Source organism: Shewanella sp. SM68 (genome assembly GCF_025653925.1).
Lineage (GTDB): Bacteria > Pseudomonadota > Gammaproteobacteria > Enterobacterales > Shewanellaceae > Shewanella > Shewanella oncorhynchi.
Window position 1 is genome coordinate 138777 of the sequence record NZ_JAKKRU010000009.1, and the last position, 25327, is coordinate 164103.

Sequence of the window (25327 nt, forward strand, 5' to 3'; positions counted from 1 at the left end):
ACCCATTTAATGGGCAAGATCGCAATCCTAGGCCCATGGTGCTTTTGCCCTTATGTTGCACATGCTACACTCAAGCCCATGTCTCTTTAACATGATTATTTATGAAACAACTGCTTGATTTCCTGCCCCTCGTCATCTTTTTTGCCGTTTATAAATTTTTCGATATTTATATCGCCAGCGGCGCATTGATCGCAGCCACCGCGCTTCAATTGATCGTGACCTATGCGCTATATAAGAAACTTGAAAAGATGCACTTAATCACCTTTGCGATGGTGACAGTGTTTGGCACACTCACTTTAGTGTTTCACGATGATTCTTTTATCAAGTGGAAAGTGACCATTATCTATAGTTTGTTTGCCATCGCCTTAGGTGTCAGTCAATTGCTCAATAAATCGATATTAAAGTCGATGTTAGGCAAAGAAATGCAAGTAGACGACAAAATTTGGGCTCGCGTAACTTGGTATTGGGTGATCTTTTTCGCCGCTTGTGGCCTAGTCAATATTTATGTCGCCTTTAGTTTGCCATTAGAAACTTGGGTCAATTTTAAAGTGTTTGGTTTAACCGCTTTAACCTTAATTAATACTGTCCTGACCGTATTTTATCTTTATAAACACCTTCCCGAAGATCAACGCAAGGAACTCAAATAATGTGGTATATGATTTCAGCTCAAGATTTTGAGAATAGTTTAGAAAAACGTTTAGCCGCACGCCCAGCCCATTTAGCTCGCCTGCAAGCCCTCGCCGATGAAGGTCGTTTACTGATCGCTGGCCCACACCCAGCCATCGACAGCGAAAACCCTGGTGATGCTGGCTTTAGTGGTTCACTGGTTGTCGCAGATTTTGAATCCTTAGTCGCAGCAAAACACTGGGCCGATGCCGATCCCTATATCGAAGCGGGCGTTTACCAAAGTGTTGTGGTTAAACCCTTTAAACGAGTCCTGCCTTAATGAAAATAGTGTCCTTTAACATCAATGGTCTGCGGGCGCGCTTGCATCAATTGCAAGCCTTAATCGATAGCCACCTGCCCGACATCATCGGCCTGCAAGAAACCAAAGTGCACGATGAGGCGTTTCCATTAGCCGAAGTCGAAGCCATGGGATATCAAGTGCATTACCACGGCGGTAAAGCTCACTATGGTGTTGCCATGCTGTCTAAAATCGCACCAGAAAAACTGCAAAAGGGTTTTCCAAGCGATGATGAAGATGCCCAGCGCCGCATGATTATCGGCACATTTACCCAAGCGAATGGTCGTCCATTGACTGTGTTCAACGGCTATTTCCCCCAGGGCGAAAGCATAGACCACCCAACAAAATATCCTGCTAAACGTAAGTTTTATCAAGATTTAATGCACTACTTGCAGACAAATCACAGCAACGATGAAGATATCGCCATCATAGGTGACATCAATATTTCGCCGACCGATTTAGACATAGGCATTGGCGAAGTCAATCGTAAGCGTTGGCTAAAAACCGGCAAATGTAGCTTCCAACCGGAAGAGCGTGAGTGGTTAAAAACCTTACAAGACTGGGGCTTAATCGACACTTTCCGTCAATTACACCCAGAGCGCATCGAACGTTATTCTTGGTTCGATTACCGCAGCAAAGGGTTCGATGACAACCGTGGCCTGCGAATTGATGTGATTTTAGCAACGCCTTCACTGGCAGCACGTTTAGTCGAATCCGACGTCGATTACGATCTACGCGGCATAGATAAGCCCTCAGATCACGCCCCCATCTGGAGCACGTTCAAAGAGGCTTAACCCGCTAACGTTCGATCATCTTAGTAGATATAAAACATCGGCTTAGGTCGATGTTTGTTTATGGGCGAAACATATTTTATCTTTATCGTTCGATGAATAGTCAATGAGTCAGGTGTGATACTGAACGTAATTCACTTTTGGACAGATATGTCTTGAAGACGAGTGTTTGGGGACTAATAATTTTAGTTGTGAGGAGTTTAGCGTTTGCTGATGTCCACTCACACATGCTTGCCATGGTATTTGCTCGTCGACTCGCAGCCAGTCCATCCGTGGATGCTCGACCGCCCCATCTGATGTGAAAGGATTCACAAATGCCGCGATGGCATGGACGCCAAAGAGCGGCCATGGGCCGGACGGTCGTCTCGCAAATCACCAAGGCTCACCTGTTTAGCATTGGTGAAACCTGTTTGTTTTAAAGAAATACGTAGTATGCTTTGGGACAAAAGCGTGTTAGGTCATCAGCTATAACAGGTGAATTTCGCATAGAAATTTCTATGGTGTAACGCCTTGCTCAGCTGCATTTTTGGAGTAGAAGCTTTTGTGTTATCAAACAAAAAAGAAGGAACGGAAAAATGTCAGATACAGCAATTTGTTATGTTCGCATTCTGATAATACTATCAACATATTGATGGACCATTATTCAACTTTCACATAGAAGCAATTACATTTACAACTGAAAAGACCAATTTGAGGATCTTTAGGTGTAATGCCCTTACGTTTAGCTTGTGAGTTAGCAACTTCTACAGCGTGCTTAATCTCATTAATTTCTTTGCTAGAGAGCCTTCTCGTATGCCCATGTACAGGACACCGTTCTCGTTCTCCATCACCCGATATTCGCTCTCCTGACATATTGATGCCCTCTTTCTAATTTCTACCGCTTTAAACATAACACCGCCAGCAACTGCCGGAGTGAGTTGGAAGCTTTTTTACGTCTTTTTGCAAAAAAGAAGACAGTTTACGGAGGTCAGATTGACTGGCCTTGTTAAACATTTTAGAACTTGAGCGAATAACCACTGGAAACCCACTCATTGAAATTTTCCGCCAACAATACCATAGACTCTTTCGTTAAATCGCCGAAAGGTACCCTATAAACTGGCCAGTCTTCTGAGCTTATATTATGTGTGGTATCGAAGACAATTGACTCTCCCCCACCATCTGAACCAATAGCAACCAAGCCAGGCAAGTATTGCTCGTAGCAATAGGCTTCTGTTAATTCGGATATCTCTTTAGCGCTCCAGAGCACAACTGAGTCATCTGGTTCTTGCACGCCAATCGGAGTTTCTGCCCCATTAGTTTCAAGCAAGAACTTCTTATACTCACTCGGAAGATCTGTTCCTAACCATTTCTCAAGAGCCTGAATGTCTTCAGCACTTGCTGGATTTTCCGGATATTCGAATTTATCTCGATATTTGCTCATAATACTTAACGCCCATTTAAGGGGCTGATAATCGTTTGCTAAAATTGTGTAGCGAAGCGAAGCCGAGCAAACTGTTAGCAGTCCCGCTTTAAATGCTTGTATGGGTTAACGTTTGGCTAAGGGGCAGGCTTTAACCCATCACTGAGAGCGGAGCGAACGATTTGAACCGCTAGTTAGGCTATCACAGTTACTCAAGGTCAACACAAACCTGCTTGTACCATGCAGAAAGATTCGGCCATTCTTCCTTAGTGCTGCCGTTGTGAGACCAATAAATTATCTCACCCGTCTTTGCTATGCAGAAATAGTCGCCATTATCCTCGATGAATGGCAAAAGGACTCTTGGAAGACCCATGACATTCCAGGCTGTTTCAGCAATGTCAAAGATATCAAGATGGCCAGAGCCAGGTAAAATTACCGCTGGCTCAAAGGTAGCGTTTGCAACATCGCTGCCAGACTTCAAAAATGATCGGTAGTTATCATGAAAACTGATGCCCAGTTTGCTTTCTGCGCTAGCTATTTCGGTATCTGTCGGGTTTCGAAATGGATCGTTATTCATAATTATTGTTGCCTAACGTTAAGCGGCGTCCCAAGCCAATTTTAATTGACCGAGGCGAACAAGTGATACTCTGGTGAACGTTTATCATCAACAAACAATTTAAAATTGCTTGATATTTTTCTTAAATATTTCCGATAAAGGTTAACACAATCAGCCATATAGAAACCATCAATTTCCCCAAATTCTATTTTTACAAAACACAGATTTCCACCGCCAACCACAGTGAAATACCCTCCGCAAAAAGGACATTTTCAGACATAACTTTCTCCCCTGAAATCTATGACCGTCAATTTAGATAATGTCACGCTGATAGAACGGAATGGGGCAATATAACTAAATAGTTCTTTGGGTACTTCCAAATTAAAATGGCGGAAATCTAAGATTTCCGCCATTTTCAGATGATAGGCTAATACTCAATGTGAGACTCAGTATCGGACTTTATGCCTCTGTGACCAATGCGAACTATCCACCTTGAAGGTGAACATTAGCTCGTGCGGTACTGCTTTAAAATCCCATCTAACTCGACCGAGGCATGGTGCAGATCATTAGCTAAGGTCACACTGCGCTGGGCTGTTTGTTTGATAGTTTCCGACTGATGGCGGATTTCATTCAATTGTCCGGCAATGTCGCGAGCGGCGACACTCTGCTCTTCCGCCGAGGCGGCAATTTGGCTGCTCATATCAAATACCGCATTGACCGATTGCGCCATGCCTTGAACATCATCACCGACGGCGATAATCGCACTGCGACCTTCATCGGCCTGATCGACTATTTCCATGGTAATGCTAGATAAACGACTCGTGCCAGATTGTAAGCCTTCAATCATGGCCTGAATTTCTACCGTGGCCTGTTGAGTTCGACCCGCTAAGGTACGCACTTCATCGGCTACCACAGCAAAGCCACGACCTTGCTCACCGGCACGGGCCGCTTCAATGGCCGCATTTAAGGCTAATAAATTGGTTTGCTGGGAAATACTGTTAATGGTTGTGACCACGGCATCAATACTCGCCGCATCCTTAGACAATTGTTCCACCGATGAAAACGCCGCACCAATCTTAGTTGAGAGTAAACCAATGCTTTCCACTGTATGGCTAATACGCCCACGACTGGCCAACATTTGGCTTGAATTTTCCTTGGTTTGCAACGAAGTATTACTCGCATTAACAGAGACTTCTTCAATCGCTGAGGTCATTTGCGCCATCGCCACGGCAACGGAATCGAGGAATTGATGTTGGAACCCAATCAGTTTATCACTGGTGGCCGCCTGTTGATTAAATTCATCGGATGCCAATGATAAGGTCTGTGCATTTTTGCCAATGGCTGACACCATTTCACTCATATTGTCGGCGCAGCGATCGATTTCCCTGGCAATCAAACTGAAATCGTCAGTACCAAAGAAGTTTAATCTAAAGCTCAAATCACCATCGGCTAAGCGTTTGATGGCTAAGTACATGTCCCATAATCCACCACCGAGTGAAGTTGAAATCCAGTAACTCAGTTGGAATAAAGGCAACAAACCCACTAACGCTAACCAGAACATAAAGTTAGCATCGCTACGCGCATCGGCTTCCCACTCATGGACATTCTGCGTCAGTTGTAAGGCTTGACCTGACACACTGGCGCTGACCGTCACTTTATCCCCTTGACGCTGCGCGTCACTTTGCCTTGAAGTTACAGTTAACCCGTATTGACTGGCAAATTGAGATAAGGCGTCAGCTTCTAGCTTTTGCGCCATTGCAACTTGCGCTAAGGTATCGACGCTAGCTTGAACCCGAGCGATAGAGGCCTGCTCAAGGTTACGGTGCGCATGTTGATAGTTGACAAGCGCCACGGCGGCCGTGATCAGCGCCACCATAGAACACACTACCCAAAACTTTCCGTTGAGACTGAACTTGATCAATATGGCATCAATGGTACGAAACTGGATTTGTTTCATCTTGATAATTCCTAAGAACAAAATGCTATTTGGCACTAAATCAGCAGTATAGCTCAGATTGCCACGACAACTATGTCAGTCATAAGATCTGAGCAGGTATTATGCTAATCCGTGCTAGCAACTTGGTTACGTGTGGCGGCAGACCACTTTTGTGTCAGAGTAACCAACTGCCCCGTTAACAGGCTCATGCTAAAACCTAATAAGCCACCAATGATCAACGACGGCACGACATTGGCCACATCACCCGCCATAGCAAAGGTAGTGCAACAGCCAATAAATGCGCCGGGAATAAAGCTAAGCTTTTGATAACTTGCCTGTAAACACATGGCCGAAGTGGCTATGCCGGTAAAAATATACCCAAATACGGGCGAAATAAAAAAGCTGCTACCCGAGATAATGAGCCAAGCCCAAAATACACCGGACAGGTTTGTGCACCACGCCATCATCACGCCCTGAAAGCCAGCCTTAGGTTGAGCAAAAAAAGTGCTACAACCTAAAAAGCCGATCCAAGTGACCAGATGAAAAGCATCTGCGACGCCACACCAAATAGCCGCCAATAGGCCGGCAGAAATAGCGACTTGCCAACGATTTTCCATGGATGACCCCTTTAGTAATTCTATTCACGGAAGTTTAATACCCTTGGGCGCTCTAAAATGTGTATTTTGAGGTAGCTTGGGTAAACATATTGGTTAAATTACCTCTATTTTGGTAACAAAAACCTGATCTATTGCTAATTTTCGGCATTAATGCCCGTAAAATCGCTAACAAGCAAATTTTTTGTGGTAAAAAAACGAAAAAAGCGCTTATTAGGCGCTTTTTTGTTCAAACGGCTTTCAGTTAACCCTCTTGCCGACACTTACACTCGCAATAGTTTATTCACGGGAAGATCGCGGATCCTCTGCCCCGTCGCCGCAAAAATTGCATTGGTCAAACTTGGGGCGACGGGCGGTACACCCGGCTCACCCACGCCTGCGGGCGGCGCATCGGATGCAATAATGATGATCTCCATATCGGGGGTTTGGGGAAGTCGCAGCAAAGGATAATCGTGGAAATTCGATTGCTGCACTTTGCCCTCTTTGTAAGTGATTTCCCCCATCAAGGCTAAACTCAGGCCAAATATAATCGCACCTTCTGTCTGTGCTTTTACCCTATCAGGGTTAACTATCGTGCCCGCATCGATAGCAGCGATGGCATTTAGCACTTTAAGCTGTTTATCCTCACTAACTTCCACCAGCATAGCCACGGCGACATAACTGACAAAACTGCGGTGCACGGCAAACCCCCAGCCCTGATTTTTACCCGCCTTGGGCGCCTTAGTTTGGGCTTTTTCGACCGCATCAATGACCCCAAAATAGCGACTGACGTCCACAGGGTGACGATTGAGCTCTTCGCCATAGTTGCCGTAAGTGAACTGTTGGTCGGTAAAGGTCTCACGCCTTGCTTCACCTAACAGGCTACGCCACATTGCAGGGCAAGAAACCTGAGAACGATGAGCCATTTCATCGACAAAACTGCCGACACTAAAACCGTGCTGAATGTTACACACAGAGCGCATCCAACCAATACGGCTGTGCGCCTGCGCTTTTACCGCTTCGTATCTTAAATTTGGCAAAGCAAAGGGCACATCCACAAAGCCTAAATCCAACTCACCGCCAGAGGGATATTCCACCCCTTCGGCAAAGGTTGAACTGATCGATGGGAATCCCGTACGGGCTAAAAGCGCGGTCGGTTTGTTGCTGGCATCAAACAGTGCCTGATAGGACTGGGCGCTGATAGCATGGTAATAACCGTTTTGAATTTCATCTTCGCGGCTCCAACTCACCTTAATTGGACGCTTGAATTGCTTCGATAATAGCGCGGCTTCAACGCTAAAATCAGGTTTAGATTTACGCCCAAAACCACCACCCAATAGGGTGACATTCACTTTAATCGCATCTTCTTCCATACCTAGCGCTGCGGCCACATTTTGCTGGGTACTTTGCGGCGTTTGGGTCGATGCCCAGATTTCACAGCCCTTTTCAGTCACATGGGCAGTAGCAACGGGCGGCTCGATAGAAGAATGAATTAAATAAGGCACGGTATAAACCGCCTTTAACGTATTCGCCTCGGGCCAGTTTTTGATCTCATCACCAACTTGGCGCACGACATTACCGCTTTGCTGTACTCGCTCGACCAACTCTTTCAAATAGAGGCTTGAATCATGCTGGCTGTTGTCGGCCTGAGTCCAAGTGACCTTTAATGCCTTGCGGCCTTCGAGGGCACTCCAAGTGTTTGTGGCGATAACAGCAACGCCGCCCAAAGCCTGAAACGCGGGAGCGCCCTTAGCGGCGGGCAAACGATACACATCCACGACACCGGCCACTTTGCGCGCTGCGGTATCATCCAAGCTTGCCACATCGCTCCCAAGCACGGGCGGGCGCATGATGCTGGCGTAGAGCATGCCCTCGAGTTTGATATCGTAACCATAAATCGCGCTGCCGCTTAACATGGCATCCATATCAACGATTTGGCGTGATGCGCCAATCTGCTTGAAATCTTTAACCTCTTTAAAGGTTAACGACTCAACGGCGGGTACGGGTTGCTCAGATGCGGCTAACGCTAACTCGCCAAACTTGGCCGAACGGCCCGTTTTAGCATGCAGCACTTTATGGCTGGCCGTATGCACCTCGCTCACGGGAACTTTCCAACGTGCGGCGGCAGCCTGCTCTAGCATAGTTCTTGCCATCGCCCCCATTTGGCGCATGCGGTCGTAATTTTCGCGAATACTGCGGCTACCGTCTGTGTTTTGGCTGGCATAACGTTTATCAGCTAAGCCTTGAATGGGGACGATTTTATCCCAATCCGCTTCTAACTCTTCGGCTAAGACTTGCAGAATGCCGGTTCTGATCCCCTGTCCCATCTCGGAGCGATGGCAAGTGAGGTACACTTTGTCGTCTTCACCAATGGCAATAAACAGATTCAACCGCGCTTCTTTATCCTGCGCCAACGCCATGGGGCTCCAAGTTAATCCACTCGCCCCTAATGCTAATCCGCCCCCTACTGCGCCAAACAGTTTTAACACATCGCGACGGCTGATATTTTCTACGGCAGTAAAAGTACTCATATTAGCCCTCCTGTTTGGCATAGTTTTGCAGTGCGGCTTTGATCCTAGGATAGGTTCCGCAGCGGCAGAGATTACCCGACATGGCCGAGTTGATTTGTTCTGCAGAAGGTTTCGGATGCTGCGCCACTAACACCGCAGCCGACATCAGTTGTCCCGCTTGGCAATAGCCGCACTGGGGCACGTTATGTTCGGCCCAAGCATTTTTAAGCTTTTGATTATCCAGCCCTTCAATTGTTGTCAGACGTTTTCCTTGTGCCTGCCCCAAACTGGTTAAACAGGCGCGCACAGGTTGGCCGTCTAAATGCACAGTGCAAGCACCGCATAACCCTGCACCACAACCATATTTAGTGCCCGTGAGCCCTAAAATATCCCGTAACGCCCACAGGATTGGCATCTTAGGATCGGCATCTAAGGTAAATGATTTACCGTTGATGAAAAGTGTTTGGGTGGAAGCGGCGGTACTGGCTTCCTTGATAACTGCAGTGGTTGATAATACTTCTGCCATAACTCACTCCTTAAGTGCCAACCACGACGCAAGATCGGCTTGGGTATCAATATCAATTGCGGCGCGGGGTAGTGTTATAGCGACTAACGCTCCCCGCTGTACTTGTTGTTTTAGAATCGATTTCGCCCCGCGATCACCACTCAAGTGAGTGAACTGCGGTAATGTAGAGGCATTAAAAATAGCAGGTACGCCTAAATCATCCAAATAATGGGCGGCAACGTCTTTACCGGTTTCATACCATGTCAAAATCAGTTGTCGATAATCGTCTGCACTCAAGGCCACTTGGTCTGCCAATGTCAGCAGCATGGCATCAAAGCCCTGCTCTTTGGCATAGCTTGCCGCCAAACTCACTGAGGATGCCAAGCCTGTTTGCCACTGTGGATTAACTAAAATATCAAAGGGTTGGCGGGAATGAAGCTCGACTAATAATGGCTGCAATATGTGCTGATGAGCACCGAGTATGATTAACAAAGGCGTATGCTGGAGCGAATGAGTGTCTTTGCGATCCAAACCTAAATCTTGGCAACTAAGCTGCTGTAAACGCTCAACATGAGTGTTAATGATGGTTTGTTCGCGAATTTTCGTAGCGCTATGTGATGGTAGAAGTTGCGCTAACTTTACCCCGTCAAAGCGCTTACTCTCGCCGGCCGCAAGTACCACAATCAGCAGCCGCTTGGATGAAAGTGGCGTTTGCTCTGTCAACGTTAGCGCTGCCGACTTTGGCGCTGTAGACATTAGTACAGAAGACTTTTGTACTGGCGGCAATGTCATTAACGCATTATCTCATCGAGATGTTTTAAGGTTGCGCCATGGAGCACGCCGTGGCACTGGGCCAAAATACTTAACGCCACGGCACTCGGTAACTCGCCGCCAAGGGCAAGCCCTGCGGGAGCAGAAAATACCCCAGAAAAAGATTCAGTACTGAGCCCTGCCATTCCAAGCACTTTATCCCGTCGATGGGCAGGACCAAGCAAGGCAATATAGGCTAGCGGATGCGCTTGAATAACCTTTAATGCCGCAGCATCTAAGCCCAAGTTATGGTTCATCACCACGGCGCAATCCAATTGAGCGATATGATTCGCGGTTAATTCCCCCGCGGTCAGTTTCACTACATGGGCATGGGGGAAATCCGCCGCTCTGGCATAGGCGGTACGACCATCGAAAACAGTCACTTGCCAACCTAAAGTGTGGGCCATGGCGGCAACGGGCTTAGCATCGATACCACCGCCAAAGATCCCAAGATGGAATCTTGGTCTCAAGGGAATAATCAGTGATTCTCCCGCGTCTTGGGTGAAGACGCCCGTGCGTACAAAATCGCTGGCGGGGAACGGCGTCAACTCCTCAGAATAAAACGCAGCGTGATACTGGCGCGCATCCGTCCCCGCTTTGACTAAAGGCAATTGGTAAAAACCCGACCGACCGTGGCGAAATGCCTGCACTAGCTCAACTAAGCCAAGATCATGATTCTCTTTTAGCAGAGGGATCAACATGATATCTACTATGCCACCACAACCGAGTCGATAGCTGGCATCGGACTCATCGCTTGCATCATAGGTGACGCACATGACTTGCTTAGTCTGCATGGCATTTTGAGCATGACGGCGTAAATCGGCTTCTAAACAGCCGCCACTTAACATACCTACGCCTTGACCAAACTCATGGAACAACATCATGGCACCGGGTTTACGATAGGCCGAACCTTGAATTTGGGTGATCACCGCAAGCACCCAAGCGTCATCTGCCAGCGGTAGCCAATGCTCTAGTAAATCTTCGATTTGGTGATCCATCCGCAAGGACTCCATTGGGTTAGGGAGATTTAAAAAATTTAATGCGCTTATCGCTATTGAAACTATCACTGTTAATAACGCAGCTATCGACGTCTATTTGTCATCAAAGCTTGACGCAAGTTTTATCAGCAAATAAAACCGCTTCGTCAAACGCTCGCATTAAACATATGGACAACCAAGTTAGCAAAGGCGTGTGCGTATTGAAAGGAGTAATAGATTTCAAAAAGTGTTGAAGCATAAAATATGTTCAGGGGAAGTTAAAGAGGAAGAATTGACGTCCATGTCTGAGTGGCGTTTGTTCGCAAATCAACCACATTTCATCTAAAACTGGCATTCGCCCGCCTTAGTGCGCAGTATCTGGGATTGGTTGTCTAGACTAATGGAGGTCGATTCAATCTGTTCGATAATCTGTGATACTTCACGGGAATTATCGCGGATCACCATCATGCTCGAAGCGATTTCTTTAGAAACTAAGGATTGTTCTTCGGTTGAAGCGGCAACCTGAGTATTGATCCCATGAATCGCTTCCGTACTATGGCGAATATCCTCAAATACTGCCACGATACGTTGCAATTCTACCCCCGCCTTTTGCATTAGCGTCGCCGCTTGAGTCACAGATGTACCCACTTGATTCGTACGGCTTTGAAGGCTTGCGACAATATCATCGATTTCCTTGGTGGAATCTTGAGTGCGCTGGGCTAATGATCGAACCTCATCAGCTACCACAGCGAAGCCTCGTCCTTGCTCACCGGCCCGTGCGGCTTCAATCGCGGCATTCAGTGCCAGCAAATTCGTTTGCTCAGCAATTGCCTTAATCACACTCAACACATTGCTGACTTGGGTACTTTCGTTCACTAGATGTGACATAGAGTCTTGAGTATTCCTAAACTCAGTTTCTAATACCGACATAGCTTTCAACGCTTCCGATACTGTCTGTTTACCTACAGTGACATGCGTTTCATTTTCGGCGGCGCGGCTTTCAGCGTTCGAGGTGCTCTCACTTACATGCACTAAGGTCGTGGTCATTTCTTCCATCGCACTGGCGCTGGCGTCCAGTTCTCTCGCCACTCGATTTGAGCTTTCACGCGAAATTTGAATTGATGCTTTAGTTTGCTTCGCTAAATCAGCCACCTCTTTTGCAATACCATCCGTTGTCGATAATGAACTGGCAAGGGAAGAGATAAACAAGTTGATTTGATTAACGATTTCACCAATTTCCCCCTGAGTCGTAACAGAGATCCGCCGCGCAAGATTTTTAGAGCGCTGAATATCGAGCAATTCAACACAGGTCTGCACTAAGGGAGTCACAATCCTGCTCTTAACGATAATAAATCCGCCAACGGCGGCTAAAATCACGATAAATAACACCAGTTGGGACCAGTTTAATGCTGCATGCAGGGAATCGAGTCGGTTATTCACATCACCATCGGTACGTTTATCCAATGCTGTAAAAAACTCATCAATCGGCTGCATGATCTTAGCTTTTTCTCTGTGGTATTGGTCGCTATGTAATAACTCCCTCGCCATGGTTAAGTTAGGCTCACCTTTGATCGTGTAAGTTTGGGTGTTGGGGTCCATAAAAATACCTTTGACGGCATTCATGGCTTTCACTTCGAGGGCGACTAACGCATCTGAGTTTTGCTGGGCTTGTTCAAGGTAACGGAATTCTTCATCAGAAAAACCGAGGGACTTCATTTGCGTGTTTATCGCAATGCTAGCACCGTCGGGTTTTGGCTTATCGCCATAGCTCAGCACCAAATCCCAGTAAATCTGGTGATATTTTTCAGGTCTAGACTTCTCACCATTACGGATAGCCAAAATATCCATATACATTTTTTCGTATTTTTCATCACCCGTAACAGCGTAAGTTCGAGCGAGACGCGTTAGGTCATCAGAACTTTGTCTTAACTCATCGGCGACTTGATAGGACTGATATCGGACGCTAGCCGCATCATTAAAGAGATCGATTTTAGACTTAACATTGAAGCTCAATACCGCAGAAATCACGGCACTCGCGACTATGGTCGAAAAGACCACGCTCATCATTGTTTTTGTTTTCATACTTACCCCAGTAGACGGAAGAACTGCTTTAAGTCTAGAAGGAAAAACAGAAAACATAAAAAAGGTTGGTTTATTAGCTGAAATAATCATTTGATTTGCGAGTGATTATCGCTCACAAATCAAGCAATGCTGAATGGCGTCTCAATTACAGTAAAAGTTGGTCCGCGACAAAGGGGTTATGCTCGCGCTCTTCGCCAAAGGTCGACATAGGACCATGCCCAGGAATGAATTCAACCTCGGCACCTAAGGGCCACAGTTTTTCGGTGATCGAGTGAATTAAATCCTGATGATTTGATTGGGGGAAATCGGTGCGACCGATAGAACTTCGAAACAAAATATCCCCCACCCACGCCAACTTAGATTGGGCAGAGAAAAGTGCAATGTGTCCCGGCGTATGCCCAGGGCAATGCAGCACAGATAAACTTTGCTCGCCCACTTTAACAATATCGCCATCCTGTAGATATTGATCCGGTTCAAAGGCATCGCAATGGGGAAAACCAAAATTTTGGCTTTGCTTAGGTAAGTTATCAATCCAGAATTTATCAGCAATATGCGGGCCAATAATCGGCACATTAGCGGCTTTCGCTAGGGCTTTTGCACCACCGACATGATCGATATGCCCATGGGTAAGGAGGATTTTTTCAAGGACGAGTCCAAGTTTCGCCACTTCGTTTTGGATCCTGTCAATATTACCGCCAGGATCCACAACCGCAGCACCCTTGGTTTTTTCACACCAGATCAAGCTGCAATTTTGCTGAAAAGGTGTCACTGGAATAATCTGATACTTCATAGCTTCAATCTCGTGTTATCCATAAGCGATAGATTACGCTAAGAAACTCATCATGGCTCAAATTTATATCCAAAAAATTGATCTTCACCAAAAGCTAATCAAATAATCCTAGCTTACGACATAAACTATTTTGTCTATACCCAAGTTAGCTGAAGATACGCGTTTCAGGTAGCCTAGGTTACTGCATCTTCAGCTTATTTGGGTATACAATCTGCCAATCACAATAACATGATCCTCTGCCATTAAGGTTGTTTGATGAAACCCGATATTATTCTCGCCGGAGTGCTGGCGAAGAAACACACTTTTACCTTGCCCCTCAACTATCAAAATCCAATTGCAGAGCAAATCCAAGTGTTTGCCAGAGAACTCTGTAGCCCAGAAAACAAAGATAAAAAACTACCTTATATCGTATTTTTTCAAGGCGGCCCTGGATTTGCGGCCATGCGTCCCGCCAGCAACAGCGGCTGGATCCGCCGCGCATTAAAAGAATATCGGGTGTTATTACTCGATCAACGTGGCACAGGCTTATCAACACCGATTAATTACCAAAGCCTGCAACACTTAGATCCCGCAGCTCAAGCGGATTACCTAAGCCATTTCAGGGCTGACAATATCATTCGTGATGCCGAAACGATTCGTGCCCAGCTTTGTCCCGCCGATAAGTGGGCGATTCTCGGCCAAAGTTTCGGGGGATTTTGCGTGTTACATTATTTAAGCGCCGCCCCTCAAGGCGTCAGTGAAGCCTATATCACGGGTGGCATACCATCATTAACCCGTAGCAGCGACGACGTCTATCTTGCGACTTATCAACGCGTACTGGCGAAGAATAAACAATTTTTCCAACGCTTCCACGATGCTCAACATCTCGTCACTCGCTTAGCAAAACATTTGCTTGAAAATGAAGTGTATTTGGCAACGGGTGAACGCCTCACGGTTGAAATGCTGCAACTGCTGGGTATTAATATTGGAATGGAGCAAGGGCCTGAATCGGTTTATTATTTGCTTGAACAAGCCTTGATCAACACGGCTTCAGGGACAGTCGTTAACCCGTTATTTTTAAATCATTTCGGTCAAATGCTCGATTACAACACTAACCCGATTTTTGCCCTGTTGCATGAAGCCATCTACTGTCAACACTCGGCTTCACAATGGTCGGCACACAGGGTTAGACAGCAATTCCCCGCCTTTAACTATCAACAAGGTAAACCGTTTTTATTCACAGGTGAGATGATATACCCATGGATGTTTGACCAATTTAGTCACTTAGTGCCGCTTAAAGCCGCGGCAGAAATCCTTGCCCATAAATCAGATTGGCCAACACTTTACAATCTAGAGCAACTGGCACAAAACCGAGTCCCTGTTGCAGCGGCCATTTACAGTGAAGATATGTTTGTAGAGATGCAATACAGTTTAGAAACCACAAAACAAGTTGGCAGGCTAAAGTATTGGTTAACATCAGAATATGAACATAACGGCATCCGCATGGATGGAGAACGCATACTGGATAAGCTCATCAGCTTAAACCGAGGCGACACCCTAAGATAAATATGAGCTTTAAGGGCTAATTAAGTTAATGCTGAGATTATATGCCTGCTCCTCATCAGTTGAGTGATTTTGGCAAGCTTTAACGACCCATTTCCGTATGAGTAAACCGTTTTGGTTTACTCTTTTTTTTGCAAAAAATGCACTCACCTTCGGCGAGTGCATTGCCCAATAAAATAGACGACAAAGCAAAGTGACAAAATCTTAAAACTATCGCTTCATTTTAGGATAAGTAAATTCATGACATTGATTACAATAAACTTTGCTTTCTTTATGTTCTTGATGACAGTAGGTACATGGTAAATCAGAACCGTAATGTAAACTGTCATGGGGATTGGGCTCAACCGAATGCCCCGCGTCTTCAGGTCGCTTAGTCAGTTTAGCCACATCCTGAGGAGAACCATGGCAGTTAGCGCACACTGCGGCATCAGGTATGGTCTTACGCTTTACATCACCATGACAGGCAGTACAGTCGACCTGACCATTCTCACTTGTCATCACATCCTTATGATAATCCTTAATATTCATCGCATTTGTTGTTATTGGCAGCATGAACATGCAACCAAGTAAAAGTGTATATAAGGGTTTTAACATCAGACTCTTCCTATAGCGGGGCATACTGCCCCGCATAACATATTAATAATTTGCGATAAATTCAGTTGAAGTTTGGATATCAGGCGTGAATGGGCGATCTTGAGCAACAAATGGCACTTTTTCTCGGTAAGCCTTGTACATGGCTTCGGTCGCTTTACCTAAATGAAGATCTGGAGTGGCCAACTTACGTAAATCAATTGCTTGACTTGAATGCAGCAACTCTAAACCGTAGATCACACGTGTGTTGTCGACAATCTGGATCAAATTGTCCGCAGCAAGCTTCAGGTTAGTGAAAGTATCTTCAATTCCCCCCGCAATTGAAATCCCATCAAATGACACTGGGGTCGCCAACTGTTTATTACGAACCTGCATATCTACAAAAGCTTTTTGAATCGCGCCAAAAGCATGGCCATTATTACCTGGAGCACTTAAAAAGCGTGGCAGTTTAGTAAAGTGATCATCGGATAAGTGGATAGTGCGCATGACACTGTTATGGGATACATGCGTCAACGCCACGCTCAAGTTTTGTACTGCCAGTGCAACAGGCAAAGGTTCAAAGTTCGTGGTTGGGAACACACCACCTTGCCCTTCGACAATATACTTAGCAACCTGTGGAAACTTCGCATACTCATTCGATGCGCCAACAATAACTGCAGGGTTATCATCCGAATGATTTATTTGAATATTTACCACATCATTCAATTCTGCTAACGCTTGTTCAGCACTGGCTAACGTGTATGCTGTCGTTCGGTAACTGAGAGGGTCCTGCAAAGGACGTTCATCATTAAGCTGCCATAAATAACTGCCATCTAACTGTTTTAGAATGTCACTTGTGCTGGCTTTAATATAAGGGAAAGGACGAATATCATTGGTTTGTGGTAAAAATGGCGCCACGTTACCATTTAATCCCTCAAGGCTTAAACCAAATAGCGTTGGCGAGATAGAGAGTAATTGCTTGGCCTCACGGTAACCTTGCATCGCATAAGCAACTGAAAACGAATTGTTAGACAGAATTGATAGCGCATCTTTACCCATAGGCACAAGTGGTGTAATTCCGGCATCCGCCATAGCATCTTTACTGCTAACACGTTGTCCTTTGTAGAATACTTCCCACTCACCCACCATAGCTAACCCGACATGGGATGAGAGCAAAATATCCGCTTCACCTACAGTACCGTGGGCGGGGATGACTGGCGTTAACCCTTTGTTAAGGTATGCCTCATAGAGTTCAGCCACAACAGGTTGCACCCCTGTTTGTCCCGCGAGCATAGTATTTAAGCGTACCGCCAAGGCTAATCGAGTTAACCGAATCGGTGCAGCGTCACCGACTCCTGCACTATGAGCTCGAAAAGTGCTGTAGTTAAAGTTACGTGATGCCTCAAGCACTTCATCACTTAACTTGCCATTGGCATCAAATAACTTGTGATCTTTGTTCAAACCAACGCCCACAGTAAGACCATAAACAGGCTTACCTAAACGAGCAGCTTCCATCAACAAACTATTAGCTTTAACGAGTTGGGTTTTCGCTTGAGATGCAATCTTGACTTTAGCGCCATCGGCGATTGCCCATGCTTGTTCTTGCGTTAAATGTTTACCATCGAGGACAACGTGCTCCATCGCTAAAGCACTCCCAGAGAGTAGGCTTAAAGTAAGCGATGCCATCAACACTGATTTATTCATTACCATTCTCCAATACATTGTAATTTTTAATAAAAATCTAATTATGCTTGCTTAAGCACCGCCGCCTTTGCCGCGGCACAATTTCGGCCCGCGTTGCGACCAGTAACAACGCCCTCTGCGACAGCACAAGCGCCTAAACGGCTAGCACCGTGAATTCCTCCGGTTGCTTCACCTGCGGCATACAGCCCTGGAATGGCTTGGTTGGTGACTAAATGCAGTACTTCTGATCGGGTATTCACTTTAACGCCGCCCATGCAATAGTGAACTTTTGGCCACATACGAACGGCATACCAAGGCCCTTTATCTAGCACAATGGCTTCTTGCAGAGGACGTGCGAATTCTTTATCAACACCATTTTTTACCGCTTCGTTCCAACGGGCGACTTGAGCTTTTAGTGCTTTGGCTGGCATACCATAAATATCAGCAAGTTCGTCTAAGGTTTCTGCTTTACTAATCACCTTATATTTCAGTCCCCAATCTAAGGTTTGCGCCTTACTAGCCCCTTCTGCATTAGTGAAACCAATAGGATAAACAGGCTGACCATGTTCATCACGGCGAGTCATGATAGCGTCAGCTCTCGCTTTACGATCTGCAAGTTCATTGAAAAAACGTTCACCAGTGCGCACATCCACCACAATACCGTGGGGATAGGTCGCAATCGTGTTGAACTGGGATGCAGTACCAAAGCCTTTTTCATCGGGAGATGCCCATGGGCCGAGTTGAATTTGGTCTAAATGAATAGGGTTAGCACCTAAGAGCATCATTTGCTTTAGGGCTTCTGAAGTTGCACCAGCATGATTGGTGGAATCTAAGTCGTTATTTAACTCAGGTAGTTGCATCATGCGATATTCAATATCGCGACCAAAGCCCCCCGTTGCCATGACAACACCACGGCGCGCGCCTATGCGACGTATTTTACCGGTTCGCTCATTAGGGAAATAAAAACCTTCACGAACTTCGACCCCAATCACGCGACCATCGAGATCTTTCACAAAGCTTTCGAGCTTGGTCTGATTTCTCATCACCACGCCTTTATCTCTCGCGGCGTTAATCAGCGGTCTGATAATACCTGCCCCTGAACTTTCAACGGTTTGCAAGACTCGTTGTATTGAGTGTCCACCAAAATGCTGCACAAAAGGTTTCCACTTAACCCCATGTTCAATCAACCACTGACAGGATTCAGCCGTGCCATTACACACCAGTTTTAACATCTCAACATCGTTCATGCCCCGACCTGCTCGCATCATATCGGCGACCATTTCATCGACAGAATCATTAATTCCGGCCTGTTTTTGCAACTCAGAGCCCGCCACAGCCATGGCACCGCCATTGATTGTTGAGTTACCGCCAAAGACAGGCATCTTGTCCACAACCATCACACTGACACCGACTTCCCTTGCTTGTAATGCTGCAGACATACCAGCAAAGCCGCTGCCGACGACCAGCACATCTACAATCTCGTCGAATGCTTCAGGAACAGCATCGCAACTTGCTGTTGCAGGTAAGGCTATTGCAGCCCCAAAGCCCGCAGCCATCACAGCCCCACCTTTTAGCAACTGCCGACGGCCCGTATCAATATCTTGAGTTTTACTCATGCTTACTTCCTTCAATAATGGCTGGAACTTGTCAGCATGGAAGTGCATGCGCTGTGCCAAGCACCTAAAAAGAGGTAATTAAGTGGGGAACTTTGATTGGAGGCACGGAATCACGAAATATAAAGATCTACAATCACGATACTTAATGATTAACATGAAATATCAATGGAAAAACACTTTTATCACGAATCGACACTGAGATTATGCAGTAGCCTACAACTCGAAAAGTCCCTGCAAAGTTACTTCGAGTTTATTCGGGATGAACTGCCTATTGATGGGCTATTTATTAATATTTTTCGCAAACAATTTAATGACATACAATTTATTGCTCATGTCAATGCTAACCAATCATGTACCTTAGATAGGCAAATATCTATCCCTGAAGAACTGGCTAAGTGCTTAGATGATCCTCAACGCCCACGCGTGAGAATTGTTAATGATATTGAGCACGACCCAATCACAGCTTTAGTTGCGCCTAAGGTGATCAGTGGTATTCGTTCGCTGATCATTTTGAGAATGTCTATCGAAAATACCCACCTTGGGATAGTCGGATTTTATGCCAAAACGACAGGCGTTTTTCGCCCTCGTCATGCTGATTTAATTGCTCCGCATATGCATGCATTAGCCTTAATCACTGCACTAAATCTACGCGGACGTAATTTACTTAAAGAAAATGAAGCACTCTCAAAGCAGAATGTGAGTCTTCGCAGAACACTGGATGTCCAGAATGGCGTAGTGGGAGCCAATTCAGGCTTGAAACACGTCATGCAGCAAGTGCAATCTATTGCCAAGATTAATACGACCGTCCTAATGCTGGGTGAAACGGGGTGTGGAAAAGAAGTGATAGCTAATGCTATTCACGAACTTTCTGAACGTTCGGATAAGCCCTTTATCAAGGTCAACTGCGGCGCCATTCCAGATACTTTGATTGACTCCGAACTCTTTGGTTATGAAAAAGGGGCATTTACTGGGGCTGAGTCCCGTAAAATTGGCTACTTCGAACAAGCCAATGGCGGCACTATCTTCCTCGATGAAATTGGTGAGCTACCACTATCCGCACAGGTTCGATTACTCCGTGTGCTTCAAAATAGCAGTATTACCCGTGTGGGTGGGCATGATGCTGTACAGCTGGATATTCGTATAGTGGCTGCCACCCATAGAAATTTACAAGCTATGGTACACAGAGAAATGTTTCGGGAAGATCTTTGGTATCGCTTAGCTATTTTCCCTATTGAAATCCCTTCATTAAGACAAAGACGTACAGACATTCCTTTACTCGTACAGCATTTTATCGAGCAACTGAGTTCAAAGTTCAACCTGCCTCAATTACCAAGAGTTACACCGGAACAATTGAATATTCTGAATCAATACGCTTGGCCAGGAAATGTCCGAGAACTCATTAACGTGCTCGAACGGGCGATAATACAACAACCTTCAGGACCGTTAGATTTTGGCTTCCTTGCTCCACATCAGGGTGAGGAAATTACGACCCAAGCAAATCAAACCGTTATCATAGATCCAAACTATGCGAGCGATAAACTTGTGCCCCTTGATGTTATGACCAGAAAATATATTAGTCATGCACTGAGGATTACAGGTGGAAAACTCTATGGTCCAGGAGGTGCGGCTGAGTTATTGGACATCAATGCCAATACCCTGCGCAGCAAAATGAAGAAACTGGGGATTGTATAATCTTTCAAGGCTAACGAGTGCTCTATAACAAAAATAGAAAGCATCGGTTAACAAAGTGCATAAATAACAAAGGTCACATAAGTGACCTTTGAAAAATTAATGATAACCATAGGATCTAGAAGAAATAACGGATTCCCACCGCATAGTTGTTATCTTGTAGATCTTCATAGGCTTTATCATCCATACTGCTGAAATCTATTTTGGCCTCAACGTACATAATTGTGTCGCGGCTATAGCGATAATGCAGACCTAACACTGCAAATTGGCGTGTCCATTTTCCTTGGATCGCAGTATCTACATCGGTATCAAGATCTTGATATGTCAGTAATACTGTTGGAACGAAACCATTATCATACTGATAAGCAACAATAAACTCTGCTCCAGTTGAATCATATAAATCTCCGCCCACTAATTCGTTTTGCTCACTCTTATGGGCGTTAAAACCTACGTATAAACCGTCAGCATCACGACCTGGAGCATATTGATAGAAACTACCGTATTGGGCGCCAATACCAATAATTTGATTAGTGTTATCAACCTCTTGGCCTGCAAGATTTCCGGTAAAATCACCACGATTAAATCCCGCTAGCACTTTAAATTTATCAGTAAAGTTGTAAGTTACACTTGCACCGTAGCTAGGTTCGAAACTCAATTCGGAACCATCATTCAAGGGAGCACCACTGCCATCATACAAGGCAACATCGCTATTTTGTTTAGAGGCATACTGCACTGCGACATGTAGATTACCAAAAGTATTACGATATTGCAGCGCAGCATCGGCACGCCCTGCCCCTGTTAAACCACCGTCACCGAAGGTATAGGCCCCCACTGACCACCCCGTAAAAGCATTGAGCACATCGGTTGTGTAAGCAACATCATAGTAAGCCCCCCATTGCTTACCAAAACTGATCTTTCCCCATTTCTCATGGGACATCCCTACATAACCCAGTCGATTGAATAAAAAATCTGAATTTTTAGATGCAGATAACTGACCGCCACCTTGGCCTTGCGTGTATATAAGGCCGTCATCACTGGTCACCATATTGATACCCCATTCCGTATGGGCAAAGGAGCTCCAGCCATTTTTCTCTTGACGGTCGAAACGAAAACCAACACGAGAAAAATTATCTATAACGGAAGTTTCATGACCATCATTTAACGCGGCAAAACCTAACCAACCTATCATGTTAACGCTGTTAGTTTGGTCATTATACAACTCAACGGCTTGAGCAGTTCCCATTAACAATAAGCTTGGGATCATCAAAGCGAGCAATGTCTTTTTCATTTCATCTACCTTTAAATTCAGCGAAACCACATATAATCACATGATTTATTTAATATATTATTTTCCCCAATCAATACTAAGCAGGTTATATGCCACCGGGAGGAAAAGCTGAAAATCAAGGTGTTTTTTAGATACGGATCAGGCAATCTCGAAATATCGTGATTATCGGTTGTTAAATACCGTTAGATAAATTAAATGTCGTTATTACATCAAGAGACAATAACGACATATATGCAACAAGTGTGTCATTACACTGCTGTTGTAGATTTGCGGCTATTAGAAGCTGAACGACTGGTTGATCGAGTTACCGAACTTTTGGAACTGGTCTTTTGGGAAGCATATTTGTTGGAACCATTGTTTTTTGTTGTACCTATACCTTTCGCTGAACTTGATTTTTTAGAGTACGACTTACGATAACCGAATTTATTACTTGCCGTTTTACGATAACCTTGGCCTTGTAAACCATTAAGCGCGGTTGGCAGTTGTGCGCCTGCATTCTGGATAAGCGTGGATAAGGTGCCGAGCAGTGGCTGCATAAAGGCTTGATAAGAGGTTTCTTTATGGCAAATGCCATTCAGACTCGCTTCCCAAAGCGCTGTCATATCCGGCGTAGTCGCACTCGCGGGCAAGCTGTTAATCAATCCTTTCCCCACGTCTGTCGAGACAATAGATTTACCTAAGCGCTGTAAAAAACCGCGTTTGAACAGCAATTCGATAATACCTGCACGGGTAGCCTCTGTACCTAATCCGTCGGTTTCTTTAAGAATTTTACGGATCTCAGGATCGGTCACATAACGGCTAATACCCGTCATAGCTCCGAGTAAAGTGGCATCGGTAAAGGCCTTTGGTGGTTGAGTATTTTTCTCCAACAATTCGCCTCGAGTACAATGCAAAGCCTGTCCCAATTTCAAAGGCGGTAATTGGCCGATAAACTCGTCATTCTCCTCATCGTCCTTACCTGCGCTTTCTTCCGTCGACTTGTTGCCACTCGCCTTACTGCCATTTGGCTCTTGGCGGGCAAAGAGTTGCTTCCAGCCGAGGGATTTATCCTGACGCGCCTTGGTATTAAATAAGCCACCCTCGATTGTCACTTGCACTGTGGTTTCACTGTAACAATAAGCCGGATAAAACTGGGCTAAGTACTGGCGAGCAACATGAAGATATAACTGCCTCTCACGCTGACTCAAGCTAGATAAGTTAGCCGTCTTCTCTGTGGGGACGATTGCGTGATGGGCGTCCACTTTTTTATCATCCCATGCTTTAGATTTAAGACGGGGATCGGGTGCATCAGCACCTTGCAATAACTCAGCAGCACCGTTACTGATCGCCTTAAGTACCGAAGGCGCAAGGTTATGTTGCTCAACGGGTAAATAACGACTGTCGGAGCGTGGGTAAGTAATGAGTTTATGACGTTCATACAAACTCTGGCAGGTATCGAGCACATCCTTAGCACTCATGCCAAACCGTTTCGCCGCATCAATTTGCAACGCGGATAAGCTGTAGGGCAATGGTGGATTCTGTTTCTTGTCCTTAGCCACTAATTGAGTGACTAAGGCGGGTTTATCACTGATGCGACTCACCACATTTTGCGCTAGCCCTCTCGCTAACACTCGTCCTTCTTCATCCATATAAGGCTGACAAGCTTCGCTAGGTTGCCACTTGGCGCTGAAGGTTTCTTGCTTCTCGGTCGCCAAATGCGCTAGTACTTCATAAAAAGGTTTAGATTGAAAGTGGGCAATCTCTTCATCACGGCGCACCACTAGTCCAAGTAATGGCGTTTGTACTCGGCCGACGGATAACACGCCTTGATAACCGACCTTTTTACCTTGGATGGTGTACGCACGCGTCATATTCATGCCATAGAGCCAATCGGCACGACTGCGAGCTAAGGCCGATGTGGATAAAGGAATGAACTCGCGATTACTGCGTAGCTGTGTTAGAGCCCGTTTTACAGCTTGTGGGTTTAAGTCACTGATCAGTAAACGCTGGGTTTGATGTAGCTTGTCCCCCGTCACGCCAAGATAGGCAATCACTTCATCCACGAGTAACTGCCCTTCGCGGTCGGGATCGCCCGCATTAACCAAGGTGTTGGCTTGTTTGACTAATCGTTTAAGCACTGTGAGTTGACTGCGGGTTGCGGCCTTAGGTTTTAGTTGCCACTTGTCTGGCACTATTGGCAAATGCTCGAATTTCCAAGACTTAAATTCGGGATTATAGGCATCAGGTTCTGCTTGTTCGAGCAAGTGACCGACACACCAAGACACACAATCGCCATTGGCGGCTTCGATAAATCCATCGCCTTTTTTATGGGGTTTAGGCAATACATCGGCAATGGCCCGCCCTAGGCTAGGTTTTTCTGCGATATAGAGAATCATACAAACACCAAGCACTGGATATAATTACAGTATAATTTAGCCCAAACGCCAGTTGAGTGCAAATTTCTGTAGTAAACCGAGCTTAAATGTAAAAGCTTAAGTGTAAATTCAATTGCGAATAATTCTCAACAAGGCATAAGATACACTAAATAACTAAGGAGTGACTATGAGACAGTTTGCAATAAATGCGCGACAGGCTATGACAATAACTCCAGTATTAATATTAAGATTCAATCAGTTATTGATATTCCATAGCTTAATGTTACTCGCAATAAGCATGCTCACCAGTACCTGGCTGGGACAAATGAAAATCATCGATATGCCGTTAGCATGGGGATTCATTCTCGTCATTCCTATTGCTGTGAGTTTATCTCTATTACTCAGCCATCAAATCACGCGCCATAGCTTAAGCAGCTTATTCGGCGTGTGGATGCTACTTTGGGTAATGGGATAACTGACATTCATAATAAATCACTACCGTATTTCGAGTTAACTCGCCCCTCTGCTCTATTTATCCATGCTAAAACTCAATTTCAAAACACATTGGTTTCAAATATCTAACACTTTAACTATGAAGCTCCCTAAAAAATAGTTATGTTGAGTATCTTGGATATTTACAAAAAATGTCTTAATCAAAAGTGAATGTCCTAA

Annotated in this window: 21 protein-coding genes; 6 read left to right on the top strand and 15 right to left on the bottom strand. The window is 45.4% G+C overall.

Going from position 1 to position 25327, the window contains the following annotated elements:
- Positions 1 to 101 precede the first annotated feature (101 nt).
- From L5M40_RS15415 to xthA, 3 genes are read left to right on the top strand one after another with little or no spacing between them, the layout of a single operon-like run.
- Entirely contained in the window at positions 102 to 647 is a 546-nt protein-coding gene (locus L5M40_RS15415) for a septation protein A (protein WP_028761007.1), read from the top strand.
- Positions 647 to 946 carry a YciI family protein gene (locus L5M40_RS15420; RefSeq protein ID WP_028761008.1) on the top strand — a complete coding sequence of 100 codons (300 nt, stop codon included), beginning with the start codon at positions 647 to 649 and terminating at the stop codon, positions 944 to 946. The genes L5M40_RS15415 and L5M40_RS15420 overlap by 1 nt, the downstream gene beginning before the upstream one ends.
- Positions 946 to 1758, top strand: a complete 813-nt coding sequence (gene xthA / locus L5M40_RS15425) for an exodeoxyribonuclease III (RefSeq protein ID WP_263175602.1) — start codon at positions 946 to 948, stop codon at positions 1756 to 1758. Before L5M40_RS15420 ends, xthA begins: the two co-directional genes overlap by 1 nt.
- A gap of 991 nt (positions 1759 to 2749) precedes the next feature.
- Here xthA and L5M40_RS15430 read toward each other — a convergent pair.
- The 10 genes from L5M40_RS15430 to L5M40_RS15475 all read right to left on the bottom strand — a co-directional run bounded on the left by L5M40_RS15430 (position 2750) and on the right by L5M40_RS15475 (position 13913).
- On the bottom strand, positions 2750 to 3175 hold the full coding sequence (locus L5M40_RS15430) for an SMI1/KNR4 family protein (RefSeq protein WP_105252108.1): 426 nt from the start codon (positions 3173 to 3175) through the stop codon (positions 2750 to 2752).
- Between the two features lie 187 nt (positions 3176 to 3362).
- A complete protein-coding gene (locus L5M40_RS15435; protein WP_263175603.1) occupies positions 3363 to 3731 on the bottom strand; it encodes an SMI1/KNR4 family protein in 369 nt (122 codons plus the stop codon).
- Positions 3732 to 4215: 484 nt separating this feature from the next.
- Positions 4216 to 5667: a methyl-accepting chemotaxis protein gene (locus tag L5M40_RS15440; RefSeq protein WP_263175604.1), complete on the bottom strand. Its 1452-nt coding sequence runs from the start codon at positions 5665 to 5667 to the stop codon at positions 4216 to 4218.
- Between the two features lie 104 nt (positions 5668 to 5771).
- Complete coding sequence (locus L5M40_RS15445; RefSeq protein WP_113940728.1) at positions 5772 to 6263, bottom strand: DUF1097 domain-containing protein; 492 nt, start codon at positions 6261 to 6263, stop codon at positions 5772 to 5774.
- Between the two features lie 260 nt (positions 6264 to 6523).
- A complete protein-coding gene (locus L5M40_RS15450) occupies positions 6524 to 8770 on the bottom strand; it encodes a xanthine dehydrogenase family protein molybdopterin-binding subunit (RefSeq protein ID WP_263175606.1) in 2247 nt (748 codons plus the stop codon).
- A gap of 1 nt (position 8771) precedes the next feature.
- Positions 8772 to 9275, bottom strand: coding sequence for a (2Fe-2S)-binding protein (locus L5M40_RS15455; RefSeq protein WP_263175608.1), 504 nt, complete (start codon positions 9273 to 9275; stop codon positions 8772 to 8774).
- Between the two features lie 3 nt (positions 9276 to 9278).
- On the bottom strand, positions 9279 to 10046 hold the full coding sequence (locus L5M40_RS15460; RefSeq protein WP_411569000.1) for a nucleotidyltransferase family protein: 768 nt from the start codon (positions 10044 to 10046) through the stop codon (positions 9279 to 9281).
- Positions 10046 to 11062, bottom strand: coding sequence for an XdhC family protein (locus L5M40_RS15465; protein WP_263175611.1), 1017 nt, complete (start codon positions 11060 to 11062; stop codon positions 10046 to 10048). Before L5M40_RS15465 ends, L5M40_RS15460 begins: the two co-directional genes overlap by 1 nt.
- Before the next feature lie 321 nt (positions 11063 to 11383).
- Entirely contained in the window at positions 11384 to 13123 is a 1740-nt protein-coding gene (locus L5M40_RS15470; RefSeq protein ID WP_263256919.1) for a methyl-accepting chemotaxis protein, read from the bottom strand.
- A gap of 145 nt (positions 13124 to 13268) precedes the next feature.
- A complete protein-coding gene (locus tag L5M40_RS15475; RefSeq protein WP_263146279.1) occupies positions 13269 to 13913 on the bottom strand; it encodes an MBL fold metallo-hydrolase in 645 nt (214 codons plus the stop codon).
- Positions 13914 to 14168: 255 nt separating this feature from the next.
- Between L5M40_RS15475 and L5M40_RS15480 the strand changes: the two genes are divergently transcribed.
- Positions 14169 to 15458, top strand: coding sequence for an alpha/beta fold hydrolase (locus L5M40_RS15480; protein ID WP_028761020.1), 1290 nt, complete (start codon positions 14169 to 14171; stop codon positions 15456 to 15458).
- A gap of 207 nt (positions 15459 to 15665) precedes the next feature.
- On the opposite strand, the gene L5M40_RS15485 is transcribed toward L5M40_RS15480, so the two are convergent.
- Genes L5M40_RS15485 through L5M40_RS15495 form a run of 3 tightly spaced genes read right to left on the bottom strand, consistent with a single transcriptional unit; the run spans position 15666 to position 19324 of the window.
- Positions 15666 to 16049, bottom strand: coding sequence for a cytochrome c3 family protein (locus L5M40_RS15485; protein ID WP_173244080.1), 384 nt, complete (start codon positions 16047 to 16049; stop codon positions 15666 to 15668).
- A gap of 42 nt (positions 16050 to 16091) precedes the next feature.
- Positions 16092 to 17729 carry a histidine ammonia-lyase gene (hutH, locus tag L5M40_RS15490; protein ID WP_263175612.1) on the bottom strand — a complete coding sequence of 546 codons (1638 nt, stop codon included), beginning with the start codon at positions 17727 to 17729 and terminating at the stop codon, positions 16092 to 16094.
- A 41-nt stretch (positions 17730 to 17770) separates the two neighbouring features.
- Entirely contained in the window at positions 17771 to 19324 is a 1554-nt protein-coding gene (locus L5M40_RS15495) for a flavocytochrome c (protein ID WP_263175613.1), read from the bottom strand.
- A 165-nt stretch (positions 19325 to 19489) separates the two neighbouring features.
- Between L5M40_RS15495 and L5M40_RS15500 the strand changes: the two genes are divergently transcribed.
- On the top strand, positions 19490 to 21016 hold the full coding sequence (locus L5M40_RS15500; protein ID WP_028761024.1) for a sigma-54 interaction domain-containing protein: 1527 nt from the start codon (positions 19490 to 19492) through the stop codon (positions 21014 to 21016).
- Positions 21017 to 21131: 115 nt separating this feature from the next.
- Here the strand turns inward: L5M40_RS15500 and L5M40_RS15505 are convergent, their stop codons facing one another.
- Positions 21132 to 22301: a porin gene (locus L5M40_RS15505; protein WP_263146239.1), complete on the bottom strand. Its 1170-nt coding sequence runs from the start codon at positions 22299 to 22301 to the stop codon at positions 21132 to 21134.
- A 248-nt stretch (positions 22302 to 22549) separates the two neighbouring features.
- On the bottom strand, positions 22550 to 24676 hold the full coding sequence (locus L5M40_RS15510) for a DNA topoisomerase III (RefSeq protein WP_263175614.1): 2127 nt from the start codon (positions 24674 to 24676) through the stop codon (positions 22550 to 22552).
- Positions 24677 to 24842: 166 nt separating this feature from the next.
- Between L5M40_RS15510 and L5M40_RS15515 the strand changes: the two genes are divergently transcribed.
- Entirely contained in the window at positions 24843 to 25130 is a 288-nt protein-coding gene (locus L5M40_RS15515; protein WP_263146234.1) for a hypothetical protein, read from the top strand.
- Positions 25131 to 25327 lie beyond the last annotated feature (197 nt).